The sequence below is a fragment of the Anaerococcus sp. NML200574 genome (assembly GCF_026131665.1).
Lineage (GTDB): Bacteria > Bacillota > Clostridia > Tissierellales > Peptoniphilaceae > Anaerococcus > Anaerococcus kampingae.
In genome coordinates this window covers 1-21,061 of sequence record NZ_JAMXSM010000002.1, presented here as the reverse complement: position 1 = coordinate 21,061, position 21,061 = coordinate 1, and the positions used below count along the sequence as shown (strand labels likewise).

Sequence of the window (21,061 nt, the reverse complement as noted above, 5' to 3'; positions counted from 1 at the left end):
TTCTCCTTATAGGTAGTAAGAATACCTGGCCTCTAGGGCTTTTATTATTTTGACAAAGGTCTCATCGATTCTTGGGTCATCGATTTTTGCTTCTATTACATTTTTATTTGCAAGTCTTATCAAATACTTATCGTCAGATATTTTAAGGATTCCTATTTGTTCTGACATATCAAAATCCATTTTTTCTTTAAAAACTGTGAACTTATCCTTGTAAGGGGCTCCCTTGTGTGGGCAGAAGCTTTCGCAGTTGCCACATTCATTGCAAAGACCATCTAAGTGAATTGTTTGTCTCTTATTTTTAAATCCTTCTACGTATATTGCAACATTTGCCCTATTTGGACAAACTTCTGTACATATCTCACAAATATTGTCGCATGATAGGCATCTAGCTGCATCTTTTTCTTTTGGAAGCTCTAAATAGCCACGCCTTTTTATTATTTGATCAAGCGGTTTTTCATAAGAAACTTCTATAAAATCATTTTCAAGCTTTTCTTTTTTGAGTATATCCTTGGCAATAATTTTTGCGTCTGCTATTGCATTTACAATAGATTTTCTACCCTTGGTTATGTCTCCTGCAAAGTAGACATTTTCTATGTTAGATTCCTTAGTGTCTAATAGATTAATTTTTTTATCTATGCTTATGCCTTGGTCTTTGAGATTTTCGATATTAGACTTTGAACCTGTTGCTAATATTAGATACTTATATTCTTCTTTTAATTTAGCAATATCTATTGCTTGGTCGTTGTTTAATTCGTAAGCTACTCCAACTTTTTCAAGTAGTCTTATGTCTTTTTCTATAACTTCTTCACTTACTAGTTCATTAGCATAGCCATAAAGCTTATCTGATTTTTCTAAGATTTTCGCTTCTAGACCATTTCTTCTAAGAAAGATTCCTACTGCTAGGCCTGCAGGACCTCCACCTATTATAATTGCCTTATTTTCAGTTTTTATAGGGCTTGACTTAAGATTTTCTATATATGTGTCATAATATGCGTCTACGACTTCTTTTTTGACTTCTCTTATATTTATTCCTGCCTCATAGTCAACCCTGGTACAGGCTTTCTTACAAAATTCATAGCAAGTTGTTGCTAGTATAGAAGGAGCTGTATTATCAATTGCAATTGTCTCCATTGCTTTTTTATAATCTCCAAGCTCTGCATAGTGAAGGTAGGCTGAAACTTGTTGACCTAAAGGACAACCATCTTCCTTACAAGGTGCTAAGTAACAATCAACTAAAGGAAGATTACTTTGCCAATTTCTAGATCTTAGTCTTTGCTTTGGATTTTTTTTATAAAGATCGATTGAATCAAGCTTATCAACTAAATCTTTTAGCTTCTTATTATCTATTCCTTGGTAGTCCCTGCCTAAAAGCTCTTCAGTTTCCTCTGCTAATTCTTTTAGTCTATAATATCCACCTGGTTTTAGAAGTGTGGTTGATACTGTGATTGGTTGGTTAAAAATTTCAAATATTTCTTTTATATTAAGTCCATCTGCACCACCACAATAGCTCATTGGAAGCTTACCATCAAAGGCCTTTGATAATTTGAAGGCTGCTGAAATTGTTAGAGGAAGTAGGGCCCTACCAGACATGTACATATCATCACTTGGTAGTTCTCCTCTTTTTTGGATAACTGGGAAAGTATTTGATAATTTGCAACCAAAGACTAAATTATTATCCTTACCTAATTCTAATAATCTCGTAAATATCTCTATAGATTCATCAAAGCCTAGGTCATGATCAAACTGGGCCTTATCAAAGTCTATGTATTTATAGCCCAATTTGTTTAAAATTTCTCTTGCATAGTCGTATCCAACAAGGGTTGGATTGCACTTAACAAAAGTATTTAGGCCCTTATCCTTTATCAAATAGGCAGCAATTTCTTCTATCTCACCTGCTGGTGTACCATGCATGGTTGATAGGGTCATAGAATTACAAACCTTACCATCTATTGCTTCTATATCTTCAAGATTAACGTTTTCAAATTTATCGATGTTTTCCTTCAAATATGCAATAGCATCCTTAAAGACTTTAGTTTGACTTGCATCCATCAAGGAATTTATAAAATTATCTACCTTAGGAGATTTAATTCCCTCAAGGTTATAGCCAACAGACATGTTTAGAACAAAATCTTTTTTATCTGAGATCCCAAATTCTTTGGCAAGGACTCTTATGGCAATTTCTGCCTTTATGTATTCAGCTGCTGCATCTTCTATCTTAAGTTCTGTAGACCATTCGCAGTTGTAGGCCTCATCTTCTGAATTTATACATGGCTTTGGAATGGCTGCCATGAGCTCTTCCCCATCCATTATCTGACATGTCTTAAACTCCATATACCTACCACCTGCAAGATATGATGCTATCAAGTTTTGGGCAAGCTGAGTGTGAGGACCTGCTGCAGGACCAACAGCCGAACCAAGTTCATCACCAAAAACAGTTTTTAGGCTTTTTCCGCTTGTATTTTTATAAAATTTTTCTTTAGATATAGAAAATACGCTTTCCTCATTTTTATATTCTTCCAAGGCCCATTCTATAAGCTTGGGAAATTCTATCAATCTCATGTATTCACTCATACTTACTTCCTTCCTAAAGAAATAACCCCATACAATTGTTTGAAATTATATGGGGTTTTCTCCTTAACCTATCCAAGTACCTGTCTTGCCGCTTAGGGCATCTTTGGCATTTTCTAAGCTTGTTATCACTGCTTTCCTACCATCTTTGCTTGTTACAAATTCTAATGCTGCTTCAATTTTTGGTAGCATTGAACCTTTTGCAAATTGGTCTTCTCCTATATATTTTTGCGCCTCTTCTACACTAAGTTTATCAAGGTCTTCTTGATTTTCCTTGCCGAAGTTAATGGCAACCTTTTCAACAGCTGTTAAAATTACAAGCACATCACTATCTACTAGCTCTGCTAATTTAGCTGATGAAAAGTCCTTATCAATTACTGCATCAACTCCAACATATTCATCATTTTCCATGATTACAGGAATTCCGCCACCGCCTGCTGCTACAACTACACAACCACTATTGTATAAGGTTGTTATAGCTCTTTTTTCTACTATATCAACAGGTTTTGGACTTGCAATTACCCTTCTATAACCACGACCAGCATCTTCCTTCATAACAAAGCCATGTTCTTCTTCTAATTTTTTAGCTTCTTCCTCGCTATAAAAATCTCCTATTGGCTTAGTTGGATTAGAAAAAGCTGGATCTTCAGCATCTACCATTACTTGGCTTACAAGACTAACCACTGGATTTTCGATTTTCTCTTTTATAAACTCATTTTCAAGTGCATTTTGTAGGTGGTAGCCAATATAGCCCTGGCTCATAGCCCCACATTCTGCAAATGGCATATAAGGAACCTTGTCATTTATACTTCTTCCAGCACTCATGGCAAGTTTTATCATGCCTACTTGTGGTCCATTGCCGTGGCATACTATTATCTTATAACCATCTTTAACTAGATCTGCTATTGCAGATGCTGTTATCTTTACCGCTTCTTTTTGCTCAGTAGGGGTATTACCTAAGGCATTACCCCCAAGAGCTACTAATATTTTTTTATTCATTAAACTTCCTTCTAATATTTTTAAATCAATCAATATATGGTGAAGGAGCTGGCTCAACTCCCTTACTTGACTCAATATATGTTACCAACATAAAAGTTATAACCCCACATAAGGAACCAAATACTACAGGAAGTATTCCAAATGGTGCGTTTAATACTTGCCAAATTATTACAGTTATAGAACCTACAATTATTGAATATATTCCTGAATTTTTTGTTGCCTTTGGTACTACCAATCCAAGTGCATATGCTGCAAAAGGCCCAGCTGATCTCAAAGCAAACGCAAATAAGTTGAGCGTAAGAATTGGTATCTTAAATAAAGATATTAATGTAGCAAGTATACAAATTGTAATATTGCTAATTCTAGTATATCTTATAAGTTTGGAATCGTCTACATCTGGATTAATAAATCTTTGATAGATATCCTTAATTAATATAGTAGATGAACACAATAAATTCGAGTCAGCACTTGACATTGTAGCGGCTACAATTGAGGCCGATACAATTCCTGTTACTATACCCGGGGCGTAAGTACTTGTTGCCCACATTAGAGCACTAGTTCCCTGACCACCATCTAGTCCTGGGTTTTCTGCTAATGCACATAAGCCAATAACTGTTGGCAAAAACGCCATTAACACCATGAATAATGCTGATAACAAAGATGACTTCCTGGTAGCATCTTCATTTTTAGATCCAGCAAATCTACCAGATATTTCTGGTCCTGAAATAAACGTACAAAAATAGTTAAAGATTAAGCTTAATATGGTTGGAATCCCAACTTTAAAAAAGTTAAGCTCTACTGGAGGCAAGTCATGTTGCAGTCTTTCTATACCACCTATTCCATTAATTATAAAAGGAACAGCTATTGCTAAACCTATCAATATAACAAAAAATTGAATTATATCTGCAATTCCATCTGCCATCATACCTCCCATTGAAGTATATACAGCAATTACGATTGCCGCAATCAACAAGCAAACGTTTTGTGGAATATTTGTAATAGATGATATTACAACTGCCGAAGCCAATATCTGACTTGCTGTTAAGCAAATTAAAGAACTTATATTTAATATGGCAGTTATAGATGATGCAAATGAACCAAATCTTCTATGTACAACTTCTGGAATTGTTACTGCCATGGTCTTTCTAATTTTAGGTGCAAAGTATGACAGAGGTACCATGGCCACAGCTGCTGCTATAACATACCATGCTGCTGATAATCCCCATCCAGCAAATGCCTTCGTTGCAACTCCCGTTGTAGAGCCACCTCCAACATTGTTAGCTGATAGAGAACATGCAACCATCAATACTCCCATTTGTCTTCCTGCCACCATATAATCAGTGCTATCTTTTATAAAAAACTTATTTACTAGAAATCCTATGCTGAACATCCCAACAACATAGAATACTAAAATAATTACTGGTACTACTTGAATTTGCATTGTTGTCTCCTCGTATAATAAAGACTTGTAGGGTTATTTAGGATTGGAGAACTTCATTTTGAAGTTCTCCTCCTTTTATTATTTATTTTCTTGTGTGTATACTAATGGAAGAGCTGCGTATACTGCTGCACATGTTACTAGGTCTTGTTTGAATGTTACTTCGTTTGGTGCGTGAGCTTGGTCCTCTGCTCCTGGTCCAAATCCTATTGTTGGGATGTTGTGACGACCCATTATAGCAACACCGTTTGTTGAGAAGGTCCATTTATCTGTTAATGGACGAGCTGCTCTTTTTTCTTCTTCTTTTGCTATTGGAGGAGCTATTCTCTTATCACCGTATAGGTTCTTATAAGCGTCTTCTAGAGCTTTTGTTACCTTGTGATCTTCTGGAATTACCCATGTTGGGAAGTAAGCTTCTTGTTCATATTCAAGACCTGTCCAGCTTGCTCTCTTATAGTCATACATAGATACTTTTGCACCATGTTTTTTAACTGATGGTAGGTCTTCGATTTCTTTTATACAAGACTGCCATGTTTCACCAGCTGTCATTCTTCTATCTAGTGAGATTGAGCATGAGTCTGCTACTGCACATCTTGATGGAGATGTGTAGAAGATTTGGCTTGTTGTTACTGTTCCACGTCCTAGGAAGTTTGCTTCTTTGTATTCTGGATTGTATTTTTCATCTAGCATTTTTACTAGACCTTTGATTTCTACTGAATCATCTGCTGGGTTTTCGTTTAATGCTTCGATTTCCTTAAGGATGTCTGCCATCTTGTAGATTGCGTTATCTCCTCTTTCTGGAGCTGATCCGTGGCATGATACACCTTGTACGTCCACTCTCATTTCCATTCTTCCTCTTTGGCCTCTGTAGATTCCGCCGTCTGTTGGTTCTGTTGATACGACAAATTCTGGTCTGATGCCTTCTTGTTCGATCATGTATAGCCAGCAGTTACCATCACAGTCTTCTTCTTGAACTGTTCCTGTTACTAGTACTCTGTAGTCTTCATTTAGGTAGCCTAAATCTTTAAGGATTTTTGCTCCGTATACTGCAGCTACTGGTCCACCTAATTGGTCAGAACCACCACGTCCACCTATAAGATTTTCATCTTCAAAGCCATCATATGGATCAAATTCCCAGTTATCAATATTTCCGATACCTACTGTATCTATGTGGCCGTCAAAAGCGATTTGTGTTTTACCTTCACCCATTTCGCCTAATACGTTTCCTTGGCCATCAATCCAAGCTTTGTTAAAGCCTACTTTTTCCATTTCTTCTTTTATTCTTTTAGCCTTGTCGCCTTCTTCACAAGATTCACCTTTTAATTTGATTAAATCTCTTAGGAAAGCTACCATGTCTTCTTTGTATTCGCCTGCTTTTGTCTTTATAGCTTCAAAATCAATATTTTTAAATTCTGTCATTGTATTCTCCTCTTATTTGTCTAATCTTTTGTTTGCTTTGTCTACTAGTTCTCTTAGTTTTTCTTCTGGATTTTCTATCTTTTGTAGAAGAATCATTGCTGCTATGATGTATGGTTTGAAGCTTGCTTCTTTATATAGAGGAACTCTATATCTATCAAATACTGATTCAGCTACTTCACCATGTTCTGCAGATACGCCTGTGATATCTGCTGGTAGGCAGTGCATGTATAAAGCTTTACCATCTTTTGTTAGCTTCATCATTTCTTCTGTACATTCCCAATCCATGTGGTCTTTGTTTTGTTCAAGAAGTCTTTGTTCTAATTCGTCTATTCCCTTTTGGTCGCCTTCGCCATATAGTTTTGTTCTTTCTTCCATAGCTGCAAATGGTGCCCAAGATTTAGGATATACTATGTCAGCGTCTTTGAAAGCTTCTTCCATTGAGTTTGTTACTGTGAAGCTTCCGCCGTATTCTTCAGCGTTCTTTCTAGCTATTTCTTCTACTTCTGGCATTATTTCGTATCCTTCTGGGTGAGCTAATACTACATCCATTCCAAGTCTTGTAAATAAGCCTGATATACCTTGTGGAACTGATAATGGTTTACCATATGATGGTGAGTATGCCCATGTCATTGCTACTTTTTTACCCTTTAGGTTTTCTATTCCACCAAATTCGTGAATTACGTGGTTAAGGTCTGCCATTGATTGGGTTGGGTGGTCGATGTCACATTGTAGGTTTACTAGGGTTGGTCTTTGTTCTAGAACTCCGTCATCATATCCTTCTTGAACATATTCTGAAAAGTCTTTCATGTATTTATAGCCCTTACCTATATACATGTCATCTCTTATACCTACTACATCTGCCATGAATGAGATCATGTTTGCTGTTTCTTTAACTGTTTCACCGTGAGCAATTTGGCTTTTGCCTTCGTCTAGGTCTTGTACTTCTAGACCAAGTAGGTTACAAGCTGAAGCAAATGAGAATCTTGTTCTTGTTGAGTTATCTCTAAACAATGAGATTCCAAGTCCAGAATCAAATATTTTTGGAGAGATGTTTTCTTCTCTCATTGCTCTTAGGATGTCAGCTGTTTTCCAGATAGCTTTTAGTTCGTCTTGTGATTTATCCCATGTATGAAAGAAGTCATCACCAAATAGGTTCTTGTGGTCTAGTTCTTGTAGTTCGTCAATTAATTTTTTGATTTCTTGTGTCATTTTTCTCTCCTTATATTTATTATTTTTATTATCTTTGAATTGTGTATTTGTATTCTGCTTCGTTTGGATATATTCCATCCCAAACTACTCTTAGATAGTGTTCGTAATCTGTATCTCCTTCAGTAGAGATTAAAAGAATTACTGAATTTTCGTCTAGTTTTAAATCTTTTTTGATTTCTTCTAAGTCTTTTCTTTGTAGGATTTCTGAAAGAGGACCCATTGTTGCTGCTCCACTTTCACCAGAGATTATTTTCTTATCATCTTTTAGAGGATTGCCTAGAATTCTCATTCCTCTTGCTGCTGAATTATCAGGTACTGACAAAAACGCGTCTGCATAAGAATGTAGAACTGGCCAGCCAACTGTTACTGGTTCACCACAAGCAAGACCTGCCATTATTGTATCCATCTTGCCAGTTACATTGTGAATCTTGCCATCATCTGCCTTAGCTGTGATAAAGTTACAGTTTGCTTTTTCTGGTTCTACTACACTTATAAATGGTTTTTCTTCTCCCTTATAAACTGATGAGAAGTAACCGGTTACCCCAGTTGCAAATGAACCTACACCTGCTTGAGCAAATACGTGACTTGGTTTAAGTCCAAGTTCTTTTAATTGATCGTTAGCTTCTTTTGCTAAGGTTGCATAACCTTGTATTATCCATGTAGGGATTTTCTCATAACCTTCCCAAGCTGTATCTTGAACCATGACCCAGCCTTTTTCATCAGCATTTTTGCTTGCAAGACGTACGCAGGCATCGTAGTTTAGGCCTTCCATTATCTCACATTCAGCGCCAAGGGCTCTTATGTTATCACGTCTTTCAAGTGCTGATCCATCTGGCATGAGTACAACGCATTTTTGTTTTAATTGGTGAGCAGTCCATGCTACTCCTCTTCCGTGGTTACCATCTGTAGCTGTTACAAAGGTTATCTCTCCAAGTTTTTCCCTCACCTCATCTGAAATCATTTTCTCAAATGATAGGTCTTCGATATCTACTCCCAACTTATCAGCTATGTACTTGCCTATAGCAAATGATCCACCCAAAACTTTGAAAGCATTAAGGCCAAACCTATAAGATTCATCCTTTACAAATATGTCTTTTACGCCAAATTGCTTAGCTAAGTTTTTTAGTCTTACAAGTGGAGTTGGCTCATAATCAGGGAAACTCTCATGAAATTTTTGCGCTGTGTTTACAACTTCCTCATTTATAAAATCTAGGGAAGCCTTTTCTCTATTACTAATATCGTTTAGTACTATGTTATATCTCTCTTCCAAAATTACATCCTTTCGATTATTTATCGATACATCCTTCACTTAGCCCTTAAGTCGGGATTTGCAAATTCCATATCTTAAGCCATAATAAATATAAGTGGTATGTGATATATCACTTATATTATAAAACCTAATTTACATATTGTCAAATAATTTATCAACGTTTTCATATTTATGGTAAAATTAATTAGGAAAGGAATTAAAATGACTAATAATAAAACCAGTAAAATCAAAAGAACTTTCGTAAAAGACCAAGCCTATAATATACTTCACGATCAGATAATTAATGGAAATCTCAAGCCATATACCCAGCTTAAAATAGCAGATTTATCTGAAGAATTAGGTATTTCTAGGACTCCAATTAGGGAAGCAATCCTAAAACTAGAAAACGAGGACCTAGTTATAAGCAAGGCCAACCAATGGACCATGGTTGCCCCTATCAAGGTAGAAAGACTTAAGGATATCTACCACCTAGTCTATGAATTGGAAAGCTTTGCCCTTAGGGAAAATTTTTCTAAAATAGATGATCAATTTGTAGATACCCTAGAAGCTATTAATGAACAGATTAAGATTCAGCACCTAAAAGAAAATATTATGGCAGTAATTGAACTAGATTATGATTTTCACGACCATCTTATTTCTGTATCTAAAAATAAAGAAATAAAACCAATTCTAGATAGACTTAAAAAAAGAATAAAAAGATTTGAAATTGCTTTTTATAGGGTAAAGGACTCTAAAATCCCACCATCAACCTACGATGAACACGCTATATTAATTGATTGCCTAAGACAAAGAAATTTAGAAAAATCACTAGCAGCCCTTAAGGAAAATTGGACTACAACCATTTCTGATAAGTCTATAGAAAAAATTAGTAAGTTGTTAAATGTCGAGAATTAACAACATATAAAAAAACCTCTCACCAAATTTGTGATGATGAGAGGTTCTCTTTTAATGCCTATCTATTCCAGCTATAGTCTCAAGCCCATGAATTAAAAAGCTTTTTATTATTTCAAAATTTTCCCTACAAGCCTTAGGACTTCCTGGGAAATTTATTATCAGACTTTTATTTCTTATACCCGCCTCAGCCCTAGAAAGATAGGCCATAGGTGTTATTTTTGCTGATTGATTCCTTATTGCTTCGCTTATACCTGGGCATCTCTTATCAAAGACGTCTAGGCTTGCTTCTGGTGTTATATCCCTTTGGGCAAAACCAGTTCCCCCGCTTGTTAAAATCAAAGAAATTTCTTCATCTGAATATTTGATAAGTTTTTCCTTAATCTTATCAAAGTCATCTGATATTATCTCGTATTTTTTTACTTCAAAGTCAAAATCTTTTAATAAATCAACTAAGACTTTCCCGCTCTTATCTTCGTAGATTCCAGCTGATGCCCTGTCAGAAATAGTGATTACTCCTGCTGTAAAAATCACAAGAGTCCTCCCTCAGCCATTTCCAGGAAATCTTCTTTTTTAAGGTCAAGTCCTGCAAATATCCTAGGAAGGAAGAAGTCAAAGCTTGTTATCTTTGAATGGATACTTGCTCCTGGTACTCCCATTAGATAAGTTTTATCATCCTTTGCAACCATCAGCATATTGCCTGGTTGCATAGGGATTCCTTGAACAATGACCTCTGCTCCTGTTTTTCTTATTGCTCTAGGTGTTATATCATCAGGATCTACGCTCATTCCACCTGTAAATATTACAAGATCTGCACCAGCATCTTTAAATTTCTTATAAGTTTCAACAAGTCTCTCTTCATCGTCAGGTAAAAATTCAAAGCCCAAGATTTGGGTATCAAAGTGACTTAGTTTTTCTTCCAAAACAGGCCTAAAGGCATCTTTTATCCTACCATAATAAACTTCATCACCTGTTATGATGCATCCTACTTTTAGTTTTTTAAATTCTTTTACTTCGAAAACTGGACCAGCATTTAAGATTTCCTTAGCCTTCTCTACTTGCCATTTATCTGTCCAAAGTGGGACAATCCTTGCCCCTACAAGCTTATCGTGAGGCTCTACCCTTATATAGGATTTTTTGCAGGTAATTGTATAATCTCCAATTTCATTTATAGCTCTTAAAAGCTTCCTGTCGATTATAAAAAGTCCTTCCTCCTTGCTTGAAAGGTTGATTTTACCCTCGCTAACTTCTGATATTTCAATATTAGAGCCAGCAAGAAGTGGGCCAATCGCACTAATTGCATCTTCTTCGTGGACTTGATTTTCTTCTAATTCTCCTACATATATGTGATCTTTGCCAATATTTTTAAGTTCTTCTATGTCAGCCTCTTTTACGATATGACCCCTCTTAAATTTCACACCCTTAAAACCATCTTCCATGATTGCTGTAAGGTCATGAAGAAGAGGCAAGCCAATAGCATCTTCAACTCTTATCTTCTTAATCATTTTTTATCCTTATTTTATCTTCTGGAAAAATTACTCCTTCTTTTTTGACTATAGCAAAAATCCCCTCAGTTGGCATAATGCACTCGCCTGTAAGATTTCTAATCTCACAACCCTTATGGCATTCTTTGCCAATTTGAGTAACTTCAAGCTCACATTCACCTATCTCAAGAATTGTCCCAATAGACAAGGTATGGATGGTAATTCCCTCTGTCATTATATTTTCAGCAAAATCTCCAGGTTTTAAACTAGGAATTTTCTCTTTCATTTTATTTAAAGACTCAATTGCTAAGAGCGATACCTGCCTATGCCAATTTCCAGCGTGGGCATCACCGATAATTCCGTGGTTTTTCTTAAGGGTAATACTTGGAACTGGAGTCTTAATCGTCCCCTTTTTTTCGCTGATATTAACCGATATAACTTTCATTTTTGTAGTCTCCACTCTTGCCACCTGTTTTTCTAAGAAGCTTGATTTCACCAATTTCTATATCTTTTTGTACGGCCTTGCACATATCATAAATTGTTAGAGCAGTCACGCTTACTGCTGTGAGAGCTTCCATCTCTACCCCAGTCTTTGCATTTAACATTGCCCTTGCAAATATTTCTATGACTTTTCTCTCATCATCCATCTTAAATTCAATATCGACTGATGTAAGATTGATAGGATGACACATGGGAATTAAATTTGAAGTATTCTTAGCCGCCATAATTCCAGCAACCTTAGCAACTGTTAGAACATCTCCCTTTTGAATTTCTTGATTTTTGACCATGGTATAGGTTTTGTCATTTAAAAAAACCTTGCCTGTAGCAAGGGCAAGTCTATCGGTGGATTTCTTATTAGAAACATCGACCATCCTTGCTCTACCATTTTCATCTAAGTGCGTAAATTTATCCATCTATCCTCCAATCGAGCTCATTGTTCGAGCACTTTCTGAACCACTCTCATCTAGCTTATGACTTTGGGGTTTATTATAAATTGTAGCTTTGATTAGCCTTTCCTTATCAGGCCTAGACAAGCCCTTTATAGAAATTTCATCCTTTGAATGCAGGCAGGCCTTAAGTTTACCATCTGATGTAAGCCTAATCCTGTTGCAATCACCACAAAATTTATGGCTAAGGGGTGAAATTAGGCCAACTTTTCCCATATGGCCATTAATTTTATAAGTCCTTGAAACCCCATCAAAGCCAAGGTCTTTCTTTTCATAATCTTTAAGTAAAGTTGAATTTTCCTTGTAATTATTTTTATCAAAAGCAAGATCAGCACCAATTGGCATCAGTTCAATAAACCTTACTTCGATTGGCTTATCTTTAGTTAGAGCTACAAAATCTGAAATCTCATTATCATTAAATCCTTTTATAAGAACAACATTTATCTTAACCTTAAAACCTAAATCTATTGCCTTATTAATCGATCTAATTAACTCGTCAAATCCATCAGATTTAGTAATTTGCTTAAATTTTTCCCTATCTAAGGTATCCAGACTAAAGTTAAGCCTTGAAATCCCTAATTCTTTAAGCCTCTCAAGCTTGTCATAGACCATTGATCCGTTTGTGGTTATGGCCAAATCTTCAATACCATCAATTTTAGCTAGCATTTCTACAAGGTCCATTAGACCACGTCTTGCAAAGGGCTCACCGCCAGTTAGCCTGATTTTCTTTATGCCAAGGCCTACCATTATCTCAACAGTCTGGCAAATTTCCTCAAAAGATAGGATATCTTCATGCTTTAGAAGGTCTATTCCTCTATCACCCATGCAATATTTGCACCTAAAATTACACCTGTCAGTGACAGATATTCTTAAGTATGAAATTTCCCTTCCAAATTTATCTTTCATTTTGTCCCTCTTTCAAGCAAATAAGAGCTTCCTCACTTATTGTTAAAAAAATCGGTCCGTCTTTAAGTTTATTATAGTCTTCTTTGCTAATTTCAATCTTTAGATTGTCATAAATTTGAACATCTTTATTATAAATAATAAGGCAAGAATTTATATTTTCAATTAGGCGATAAGATTCAATCCTAATAGATTCTTCACTAATAGGTTGATTGCTTAGGTCCATGGCCTTATCCGTAATAGCGATTATATTTCCATTAAATTTACGACTCGTCCTTATAGATATACCCCAAGCTTTAAGGAAAATCTCATTATCTTTAGTAACAAAAGTCGAAAAGTTCTTAATTCCAATAAGCTTAGCCTCAACAATATTGCTAGGATTTTCAAAAAACTCAGATTTATCCTTAACAGAATTAGTCTTGCCAGAGCTAATACTTACGATACTTTCACATATCCTGTAGACCTCTTCCTTGTTATGGCTAACTAGAATAGTTTTAAGCTTGTAAGTATCAATAAATTTAATAACTTCTTCTTCAATTTCTGACCTCAAATATTCATCCAAGGCAGAAAATGGTTCATCAAGGAGAAGGATTTCAGGGTTATTAACTAGAATCCTACAAAGAGCTGTCCTCTGCCTTTCTCCACCAGAAATTTGGTCCGGATACTTATCCTTAATATGGAAGATTCTCATTTCATTTAATTTTTCTTCGATGTCAACTGTATTTTGATCCCTGAAACCGGCTATAACATTCTCCTTGACTGTAAAATTAGGAAATAGAGCATAGTCTTGAAAAAGAAAACCAACACGTCTTTCTTGAGGCTTTAGATTAATTTTCTTTTCGGAATCAAAAAGAGTCCTGCAATTAAGGATAATCTTTCCTGAATCAGGCTTAATAAGACCTGCTATCGCCTTTAAAGTCAAGCTTTTCCCAGAACCTGAAGGACCTAAAAGTCCAAGCCTTGAATCTTCCATAACAAAATCTGTATCCAGATAAAAATTTTTAAAAGTTTTTTTAATCTTACACTCTAACATCAAGAAGACTTCCTTTTCTCAAATAAATTTATAGAAATCAAAACAACAAAGGATATTAAAACATTAATCATAACCCACCTATAGGCCATTTGGTCTTGGCCAATCCTCCACAACTGGTAAACTGTAGTAGAAATGGTAGCAGTCTTATTTGGAATGAAACCAGAAACCATGCTAGTAGCTCCATATTCACCAAGGGCTCTTGCAAAAGATAAAATTATTCCAGCAATAATCTCCTCCTTGCAATTAGGAAGTATTATTCTCCAAAATATCCAGGTATTAGATTTGCCAAGGGTTTGGGCGGCAAAGCTTAAGTTTTCATCAAAGGCCTCAAAAGCCCCCCTGCTTGTCCTATACATAAGAGGAAATCCGACAAGGATTCCAGCTACAACTGCAGCCTGCCAATTCATAATCAGTTTGATATCAAAATTTCCTAAAAATTTACCAAAAAAATTATTTGGTCCCAATATTTTTAAAAGAAAAAAACCAAGAACTGTAGGCGGAAGGACTAAAGGCATAGTCAAAATCACATCGAGTATGCCCTTAAGCGTTCGTGGTAGCTCTTTGATCTTATAAGCTAAAAATATTCCAAGGAAAAATATAAAAACTGTTGAAATTGTGGCAATTCTTATAGAATTATATAAAGGAAATAAATCCATTATTCAGCCTGTTTAAATCCATATTTTTCAAAGATTTCCCTAGCCTTATCGCTATTAAGAAAAGATATAAACTTATCAGCATCTTCCCTATTTTTGCTATCTTTAAGAACAGCCGCAGGGTATATTACTTTCTTATCAAGTAAGGTTGGATCAGCCTTAGCTACAATCTTAAGACCAGCAGCCTTTGCGTCTGTAGAGTAGATAATTCCACAATCAACAGCACCTTCGCTAATCCAAGATGTAACTTCCTTAACATTTGACCCAAAAGTAATTTTGCCTTTGATGGCATCCCAAATGCCCATATTCTTAAGAAGAGATTCAGAATATTGTCCAACAGGAACATCAGCATTACCTAGGGCAATAGTTTCAACAAGATTAGTATTTAAATCCTCAAAAGACTTGATATCTTTACTAGAATCTTCCTTTACTGCAAGAGTCACTTCATTTTCAAGAAGGTTAAAACGTGAATCAGGATCAATCTCAAGGTCAGAATCCTTCTTACCACTAGTAGGATCTAATTCATCCATTTGCTTGCTAGCTGCAGAAATAAAGACATCGCAGGCTGCTCCCTCAGCAATTTGGCTTTTAAGAGTACCTGAAGAATCAAAGTTAAAAACAAGGTTAACACCAGGGTTTTCCTTTTCAAACTCATCCTTAATCTCGGTCAAAGACTCAGTCATAGAAGCTGCCGCAAAAACAGTCAAACTCTTCTTATCTTCCTTATTCACTTGGTCCAACTCAGTTTTCGCATCCACTTTAACATCCTTAGCATCATTACCCTTAGCCCCACAGCCCACAAAAACAAGGCCGTAAAGTAAAGACATAGCTACAATTCTGATATATCTTTTCATAATCCCTCCCTAAAATCAAAAAATAGACTACCATCTGATTTATTATATCATATTTTTTAAGCGATAAATATAAAAAGATGTATTTTTAACTTAAATAACTTTCGAAAATTCAAAGCTTAATAAATTTAAAAATAATTAACTAGCTAAGACTCGATTGCACTAGAAATAGCTAGTTGTTAATAAGCACCTATGTCAAAACTGGGATCACTCCCGCCTGTGCTGGTATTACCTCCTGAAGAGCCAAAGATTACAAATAAAAAGAATGATCCAACTCATAAGACTCATAGAGGTACACATAAAACTTACAAGATTCCAAAAACTGGATCTGTAAGTGATTTATCAATGATGTATATAAGTGGATTACTCTTAGCTTTTGCAGGATGTATCAGAAAGAAACTAGAAGATAAGTAAAGAAGGAATATATGAAAAAACTTAAAAACTTATTAAACATTATAATAATAAGCTTGGCGATATTTTTCGCCTACCAAGTTTTTTCATATATCAAAACTTGTCATAAGGAAAAAGAATCAATCCAAATCTATAAGGAAATAAAAACCTCATCTATACCTAGACCAAGTAAAAATAATACCTATCAAAGCCAGATTGACTTTGATAAGCTTAAGGCAATCAACCCAGAAATCCTTGCATGGATAAGGTCAGATGAGGGCAGGATTGATTATCCATTGGTAAGGTGTGGAGATAACGAAAAATACCTCCACACTTCAGCTGATGGCCAAATAAACCCAATGGGTGCTGTATTTATGGACTTTCGAAATAAGAGCTTAGATGATGATTTCATCTTAATTTATGGCCACACAACAAATAACGGGACCATGTTCGGAAGCCTAAATACCTTTAAAGAAAACCCAAAAGATACTGGCTTTAGCTTCTTTACTGTAACAAACGAGTTTAAAACAAAGGCAGTTATTGCAGCAATCATATCAGGCGATACAGAAATCGACCCAAGAATCTTTGATGATTTTGAAAAAAGAAAAGAACTCTATAACTTTTTGAAAGATAAAGCAGTTTATGATATATCTTATGAATTAAAAAATGAAGATAAGCTAATTAGCCTTATAACATGTACCTACGAAAGGGAAAACTCTAGGCTACTAGTCTTAACAGTCGTAGAAAATAAGAATTTAAAAAGCATCCAGTAAAGCTAGATGCTATTTTTTTGCCATAATTATTGACTTAATATTCGACTATTATCTTATAAATTTAAAAAGTAAATCTATTTAATGTTATGTTTTGCCATCTTTTCCTTAAATATATCTGTAATAATCTTCCTTAGTTCTTCCCTCTCCTTTTCTGGAAGGTCACCAGGCCTTTTAGCAACTTCATATAGGTCAGGGAACTCATTTGCGATCCTTTCTATAGTCTTACTTGTAGAATGGTTTCTAACAAAAAATGGAATTTTCTTAATCCATTCCTCTGGAACTAAGTCCAATATTTTTTGACCTGCTTCTTCCTCACTTATTTCTGCTGTCGCAAGTCCTTTTTTTATTTCATCTTGTTCTTTATCTGTAAAATCAAATAGTTTCATATATCCTCCTTAGATTAGATTAAAATTTATTATCTAAGTCTGTCATAAGACATAAGTTGTTATAAGCTAGGCTCTATGCTAGCTATTTTATATATACCCAGTGGCAAATAAATTAATCATGATTTGATAAAATTTGGCATTTTTTTGACAAATGGCCATCTAAAAAATTCTAGTCTACAAAACTCTACCATATCTAAACATTGTTTTATATAAGTTAACAATAAACATATAACTAATTACATTTTTTATCGTTATGTTGATTCTTATTATCTAGTAATTTACTTACTAAATACCTCTTCTTCCCCTTAGTTTTCTTGCCATATTCAATAGCATCCTTAGGGCATTTCGAAATACAGGCAGAGCAATGAGTGCATCTACCATTCCAAACCGGTCTGCCATCCTTATAACTTATATTATTTAAAACACAGGCCTTAGAACAAAGCCCGCAAGATATGCACTTGTCAGTCGCATAAAATTTCTTATCCTTAACTATAAACTTGAAAAAAATAGGATTTATGATACTTGACTGAAATTTACCAACAAGGCCAACTCCCTTCTTAGGGAAGGCTTGCTTGTTTTTTATATAAGTGGCTATTTTCCCTACTTCTCTAATGCCATCAGCAATTATTTTTTTATTAAGGTCATCAGAATCTAGGTCAAATAGCAAGATATAATTTTCTGGCATCTTAATCCCATAAAGGCCCATAAAGTTTAGGCCTAGCTTATCCATATCTTTTTCTATATACTTATAGGCATTGCCACAAGAATCACCATAGGTCATAAGCACATAAAAATCCTTAGACCCCTTAAAGGTGCAAGTAGTCAAAAATTCTGATAAAAACCTAGGTAGCCTCCAAGAATATGTAGGAGACACTAATACAAAAGGTTCATCACTGTCAAATATCCCACTCTTTCCTTCTTTAATATATGTAAATAAATCTATAAGCTGATCATCAAGACAAGAAGCCATGTTCCTAGCTAGATACTCACTATTGCCAGTGCCTGAAAAATATAAAATCATCAACCCCTCCTTAAGTTAATTATTATAAATTAATTATACTAGTTTTTCATCTAATTATTTCAAACTATGTCTGACTTAATTAGCATAACAATCCTCATAAAAATGATAAAAAATATTTATCGGTTAATAAGTCAACAAAGTCTTTCAAAACATGATAATGCGAGCTTAGCAGGAATAATTAATATTTTAAAGATATTTATTGCTATAAAAAAATTGAAATATAGGCTTAAGCAAGTAAGATATCAGTATATAAATGGAAGTTTAAATACTTTCCATGAGTAACAATAAACGGAGGAAATGATTTGAGTAAATTTGAAGAAATTATACAAAAGAAAAAACAAAAATCAGCCAGTAGGAAACCAAGGTATGGCACAAGAAAACTATCTATAGGTCTTGTATCATGCGTACTAGGATACGCAATGCTAGTATCCCCTAGCGTAGCTCTAGCTGATGAAGCTATTGACGAACCAGCAGTAGTAACAGAAGAAACAAACCAAGAACAAGAAACTGAAGAAGCTCCTGTAGTAAAAGAAGATGCTGCCAAAGCAGAGAAAAAAGAAGTACCTACAGAAGTAAAAGAAGAAGATCTTGCAGTAGATGAAAAAGAAGCAACACCAGTAGAAGAAGTTACAGAAACTGAAGCACCAGTAATTGAAGAAGAAAAAGAAGCTCAAACAGCTGATATTGAAAAAGAATCTGATGATAAATTAGTAGAAGATAAAGAAGATACTGATAAAACAGCAGAAGAAGATAAGAAAGAATCTTTAGAAAATAAAGATAGTATTGAAATTAGTCCAGAAGACAATAAAGAAAATGATAGGGTTTCAGCTGAAGAGCATAAAGATATTAGTAATGATATTATAAACCCTAGAGTTAGTATTCGTACTGAGAATACAGCTACCCCAGGTACTTTAAATGCAGGAAACGGAGAGCAATTAACTTGGGGTGTATCTTTTACAACACCAGAAGGAACTAAAGCAGGAGACACATTTTCAGTAAAATTGTCTGATAACATGAGTTTAAAAGGTCTTGAACCAGATACAGATTATGCCCTACCAGTTAAATTTGGTGATAAAATAATTGCAACTGCTAAAAGAATAGACAGACAAACTATCCAATATACTTTTACAAAAGATATAGAAGATTTGAAATATGCCAGAGTTTACATTATAAACTCAGCTCAAGAAAACAAAGATGTTGTACAAAATTCTGGAAATCAAACTTTCAAAATTAACGTTGGCGAGAAAGCAAAAGCTGAGAAAGATATTGATGTTGATTTTGGTAAATTATACCATGCTGAAACTAGTGAAAATGTTAATGGTAAGAGTCAGTTTACAGAATTTAACCCTGAGACTGGAGAGTTTACTCAAGTATTTTATTTAAATCCAGAATCAAAAGTAATTAATACATCCTCTACTAATGATCAAAATGGTAGAGAATTTGGTAAAGTAGGCTTTATACTTGCAAGTCCTCATGATGCAGATAAGCCAAGAAGCATTGATTATTTAGAAAATAATACAAAAATAGAAGTTAAAAAACTTCCTAAGGGTGCAAAATTACCAGATGCTGTAATTGAAAATCCCAAAGGAGCTCAACTAGCAACAAATGCTCATGGTGGATTCCGAGACTTCAAAGGTGAACCTATGTTTACTATGGACTTTGGAGGTGGAAATAAAATTGATAGCCCTTATGTAGTTGTAGTTAAAGGTCATGCCAATAAAATTGATGGCAAATATACTAATCTATACTCTATTGGAACTTTATATGGTGATAGGGATGCAAGTTTATTCTTAGATAACTCATATACTGTTCAAGAAAATAATACAGATGCTGAAGGTGTAAAAGAAACTTTAGGATACTTTAAAGAACATCATATTTATATAACTAAAGAAAATGGAAAAGAAACAAGCAGATTTGAAATTCCAGGAGCAACTGTATCAGGTACAGCTGACGAATACTATTACACAGACAAAAATGACATACCAGGATATCACTTTGTAAAAATTGGTGAAGGAAATAATGCACCAAAAAATGATCCAGATTATGATGCTCAAGGAAAAATAACAAAAGGTAACTTTGAAGTAGGTAAAACAAAAGAAGTAACTTATATTTACGAAAGAGATATTGTAGTAGCTAAAAAAGGTTCATTCCAAGAACACCACATCTATCAAACAAAGAAACTTGACGGTACTATTGTTAAAGATGATGAAGTTAATAAAGATGAAACTTCAGGAACTGAAAAAGAAAACTACAAGACTTCTAAAATTGATAGAAAAGGATATAAACTAATTGAAGTTAAATCTACAAATGGTGGTCAATTTAATAAAGACGGTTCTGAAAAAGAAGCTGCTTACATTGCTGATCAAAAACAAGAAGTAACATATATCTATCAAAAAGAAGAAATAGGTCAAACACCACTAGAAGAAACTGGTAAGTTCCAAGAGCACCACGTTTACAGAACTTTAGATAAAGACGGTAAAGTTATCAAAGAAGAAAAAGTAGATGGTGATGTTACTGGTGGTACAAGCAAGATGACTTATACAACTGGTAAAATCGATAAAGAAGGTTTTGAATACAAGAGAACAGAAACACCAGTAGAAGGTCCAACATTTAATGAGGATGGTTCTAAAGCTACAGGTAACTACAAACCAGGTGTAACTCAAGAAATCACCTACGTTTACGAAAAAACTCAAACAGAATGGACACCAATTGAAGAAACTGGTAAGTTCCAAGAACACCACGTTTACAGAACTTTAGATAAAGACGGTAAAGTTATCAAAGAAGAAAAAGTAGATGGTGATGTTACTGGTGGTACAAGCAAGATGA

General features: G+C 34.8%; 20 protein-coding genes. 4 read left to right on the top strand and 16 right to left on the bottom strand.

What is annotated here, in order from left to right; translation table 11 throughout:
- Window positions 1-6 precede the first annotated feature (6 nt).
- From NH286_RS01070 to dpaL, 6 genes are all read right to left on the bottom strand, one after another.
- Entirely contained in the window at window positions 7-2,571 is a 2,565-nt protein-coding gene (locus NH286_RS01070) for an FAD-dependent oxidoreductase (RefSeq protein WP_265236205.1), read from the bottom strand.
- 63 nt (window positions 2,572-2,634) lie between these two features.
- Window positions 2,635-3,567 (bottom strand): carbamate kinase, encoded by a 933-nt coding sequence (gene arcC, locus NH286_RS01065; RefSeq protein ID WP_265236203.1) that lies wholly within the window; start codon window positions 3,565-3,567, stop codon window positions 2,635-2,637.
- Window positions 3,568-3,592: 25 nt separating this feature from the next.
- Window positions 3,593-5,008: a sodium:solute symporter family protein gene (locus tag NH286_RS01060; RefSeq protein WP_265236201.1), complete on the bottom strand. Its 1,416-nt coding sequence runs from the start codon at window positions 5,006-5,008 to the stop codon at window positions 3,593-3,595.
- 78 nt (window positions 5,009-5,086) lie between these two features.
- Window positions 5,087-6,424 (bottom strand): YgeY family selenium metabolism-linked hydrolase, encoded by a 1,338-nt coding sequence (locus NH286_RS01055; RefSeq protein WP_265236200.1) that lies wholly within the window; start codon window positions 6,422-6,424, stop codon window positions 5,087-5,089.
- A gap of 12 nt (window positions 6,425-6,436) precedes the next feature.
- Complete coding sequence (gene ygeW / locus NH286_RS01050) at window positions 6,437-7,633, bottom strand: knotted carbamoyltransferase YgeW (protein WP_265236198.1); 1,197 nt, start codon at window positions 7,631-7,633, stop codon at window positions 6,437-6,439.
- A gap of 28 nt (window positions 7,634-7,661) precedes the next feature.
- Window positions 7,662-8,903, bottom strand: coding sequence for a diaminopropionate ammonia-lyase (dpaL, locus tag NH286_RS01045; RefSeq protein WP_265236196.1), 1,242 nt, complete (start codon window positions 8,901-8,903; stop codon window positions 7,662-7,664).
- Window positions 8,904-9,104: 201 nt separating this feature from the next.
- On the opposite strand from dpaL, the gene NH286_RS01040 reads away from it, so the two are divergent.
- Window positions 9,105-9,797, top strand: coding sequence for a GntR family transcriptional regulator (locus NH286_RS01040; RefSeq protein ID WP_265236194.1), 693 nt, complete (start codon window positions 9,105-9,107; stop codon window positions 9,795-9,797).
- Between the two features lie 51 nt (window positions 9,798-9,848).
- Here NH286_RS01040 and NH286_RS01035 read toward each other — a convergent pair whose 3' ends face one another.
- From NH286_RS01035 to modA, 8 genes are read right to left on the bottom strand one after another with little or no spacing between them, the layout of a single operon-like run.
- Entirely contained in the window at window positions 9,849-10,328 is a 480-nt protein-coding gene (locus tag NH286_RS01035; protein WP_106460441.1) for a molybdenum cofactor biosynthesis protein B, read from the bottom strand.
- Window positions 10,325-11,299, bottom strand: a complete 975-nt coding sequence (locus NH286_RS01030) for a molybdopterin-binding protein (RefSeq protein WP_265236191.1) — start codon at window positions 11,297-11,299, stop codon at window positions 10,325-10,327. The genes NH286_RS01035 and NH286_RS01030 overlap by 4 nt, the downstream gene beginning before the upstream one ends.
- Window positions 11,292-11,723, bottom strand: a complete 432-nt coding sequence (locus tag NH286_RS01025; RefSeq protein WP_265236189.1) for an MOSC domain-containing protein — start codon at window positions 11,721-11,723, stop codon at window positions 11,292-11,294. The genes NH286_RS01030 and NH286_RS01025 overlap by 8 nt, the downstream gene beginning before the upstream one ends.
- Window positions 11,704-12,192, bottom strand: coding sequence for a cyclic pyranopterin monophosphate synthase MoaC (gene moaC, locus NH286_RS01020; protein WP_158698375.1), 489 nt, complete (start codon window positions 12,190-12,192; stop codon window positions 11,704-11,706). Before moaC ends, NH286_RS01025 begins: the two co-directional genes overlap by 20 nt.
- Window positions 12,193-13,131, bottom strand: coding sequence for a GTP 3',8-cyclase MoaA (gene moaA / locus NH286_RS01015; RefSeq protein WP_265236187.1), 939 nt, complete (start codon window positions 13,129-13,131; stop codon window positions 12,193-12,195).
- Window positions 13,121-14,161, bottom strand: a complete 1,041-nt coding sequence (locus NH286_RS01010; RefSeq protein ID WP_265236185.1) for a sulfate/molybdate ABC transporter ATP-binding protein — start codon at window positions 14,159-14,161, stop codon at window positions 13,121-13,123. Before NH286_RS01010 ends, moaA begins: the two co-directional genes overlap by 11 nt.
- Complete coding sequence (gene modB, locus NH286_RS01005) at window positions 14,161-14,817, bottom strand: molybdate ABC transporter permease subunit (RefSeq protein ID WP_265236183.1); 657 nt, start codon at window positions 14,815-14,817, stop codon at window positions 14,161-14,163. Before modB ends, NH286_RS01010 begins: the two co-directional genes overlap by 1 nt.
- Window positions 14,817-15,668: a molybdate ABC transporter substrate-binding protein gene (gene modA / locus NH286_RS01000; RefSeq protein ID WP_265236181.1), complete on the bottom strand. Its 852-nt coding sequence runs from the start codon at window positions 15,666-15,668 to the stop codon at window positions 14,817-14,819. Before modA ends, modB begins: the two co-directional genes overlap by 1 nt.
- 216 nt (window positions 15,669-15,884) lie before the next feature.
- On the opposite strand from modA, the gene NH286_RS00995 reads away from it, so the two are divergent.
- Both NH286_RS00995 and NH286_RS00990 read left to right on the top strand, forming a co-directional pair.
- The gene (locus NH286_RS00995) at window positions 15,885-16,079 is read left to right on the top strand and encodes a hypothetical protein (RefSeq protein WP_265236179.1); all 195 of its coding nucleotides are present in this window, start codon (window positions 15,885-15,887) and stop codon (window positions 16,077-16,079) included.
- Between the two features lie 11 nt (window positions 16,080-16,090).
- Window positions 16,091-16,828: a class B sortase gene (locus tag NH286_RS00990; RefSeq protein ID WP_265236177.1), complete on the top strand. Its 738-nt coding sequence runs from the start codon at window positions 16,091-16,093 to the stop codon at window positions 16,826-16,828.
- Window positions 16,829-16,902: 74 nt separating this feature from the next.
- Here the strand turns inward: NH286_RS00990 and NH286_RS00985 are convergent, their stop codons facing one another.
- Window positions 16,903-17,214: a hypothetical protein gene (locus tag NH286_RS00985; RefSeq protein ID WP_265236175.1), complete on the bottom strand. Its 312-nt coding sequence runs from the start codon at window positions 17,212-17,214 to the stop codon at window positions 16,903-16,905.
- 232 nt (window positions 17,215-17,446) lie between these two features.
- Entirely contained in the window at window positions 17,447-18,235 is a 789-nt protein-coding gene (locus NH286_RS00980) for an EFR1 family ferrodoxin (protein ID WP_265236173.1), read from the bottom strand.
- A gap of 302 nt (window positions 18,236-18,537) precedes the next feature.
- Here NH286_RS00980 and NH286_RS00975 point away from each other — a divergent pair.
- The coding region (locus tag NH286_RS00975; RefSeq protein ID WP_265236171.1) for an Ig-like domain-containing protein at window positions 18,538-21,061 on the top strand (2,524 nt) is incomplete at its 3' end.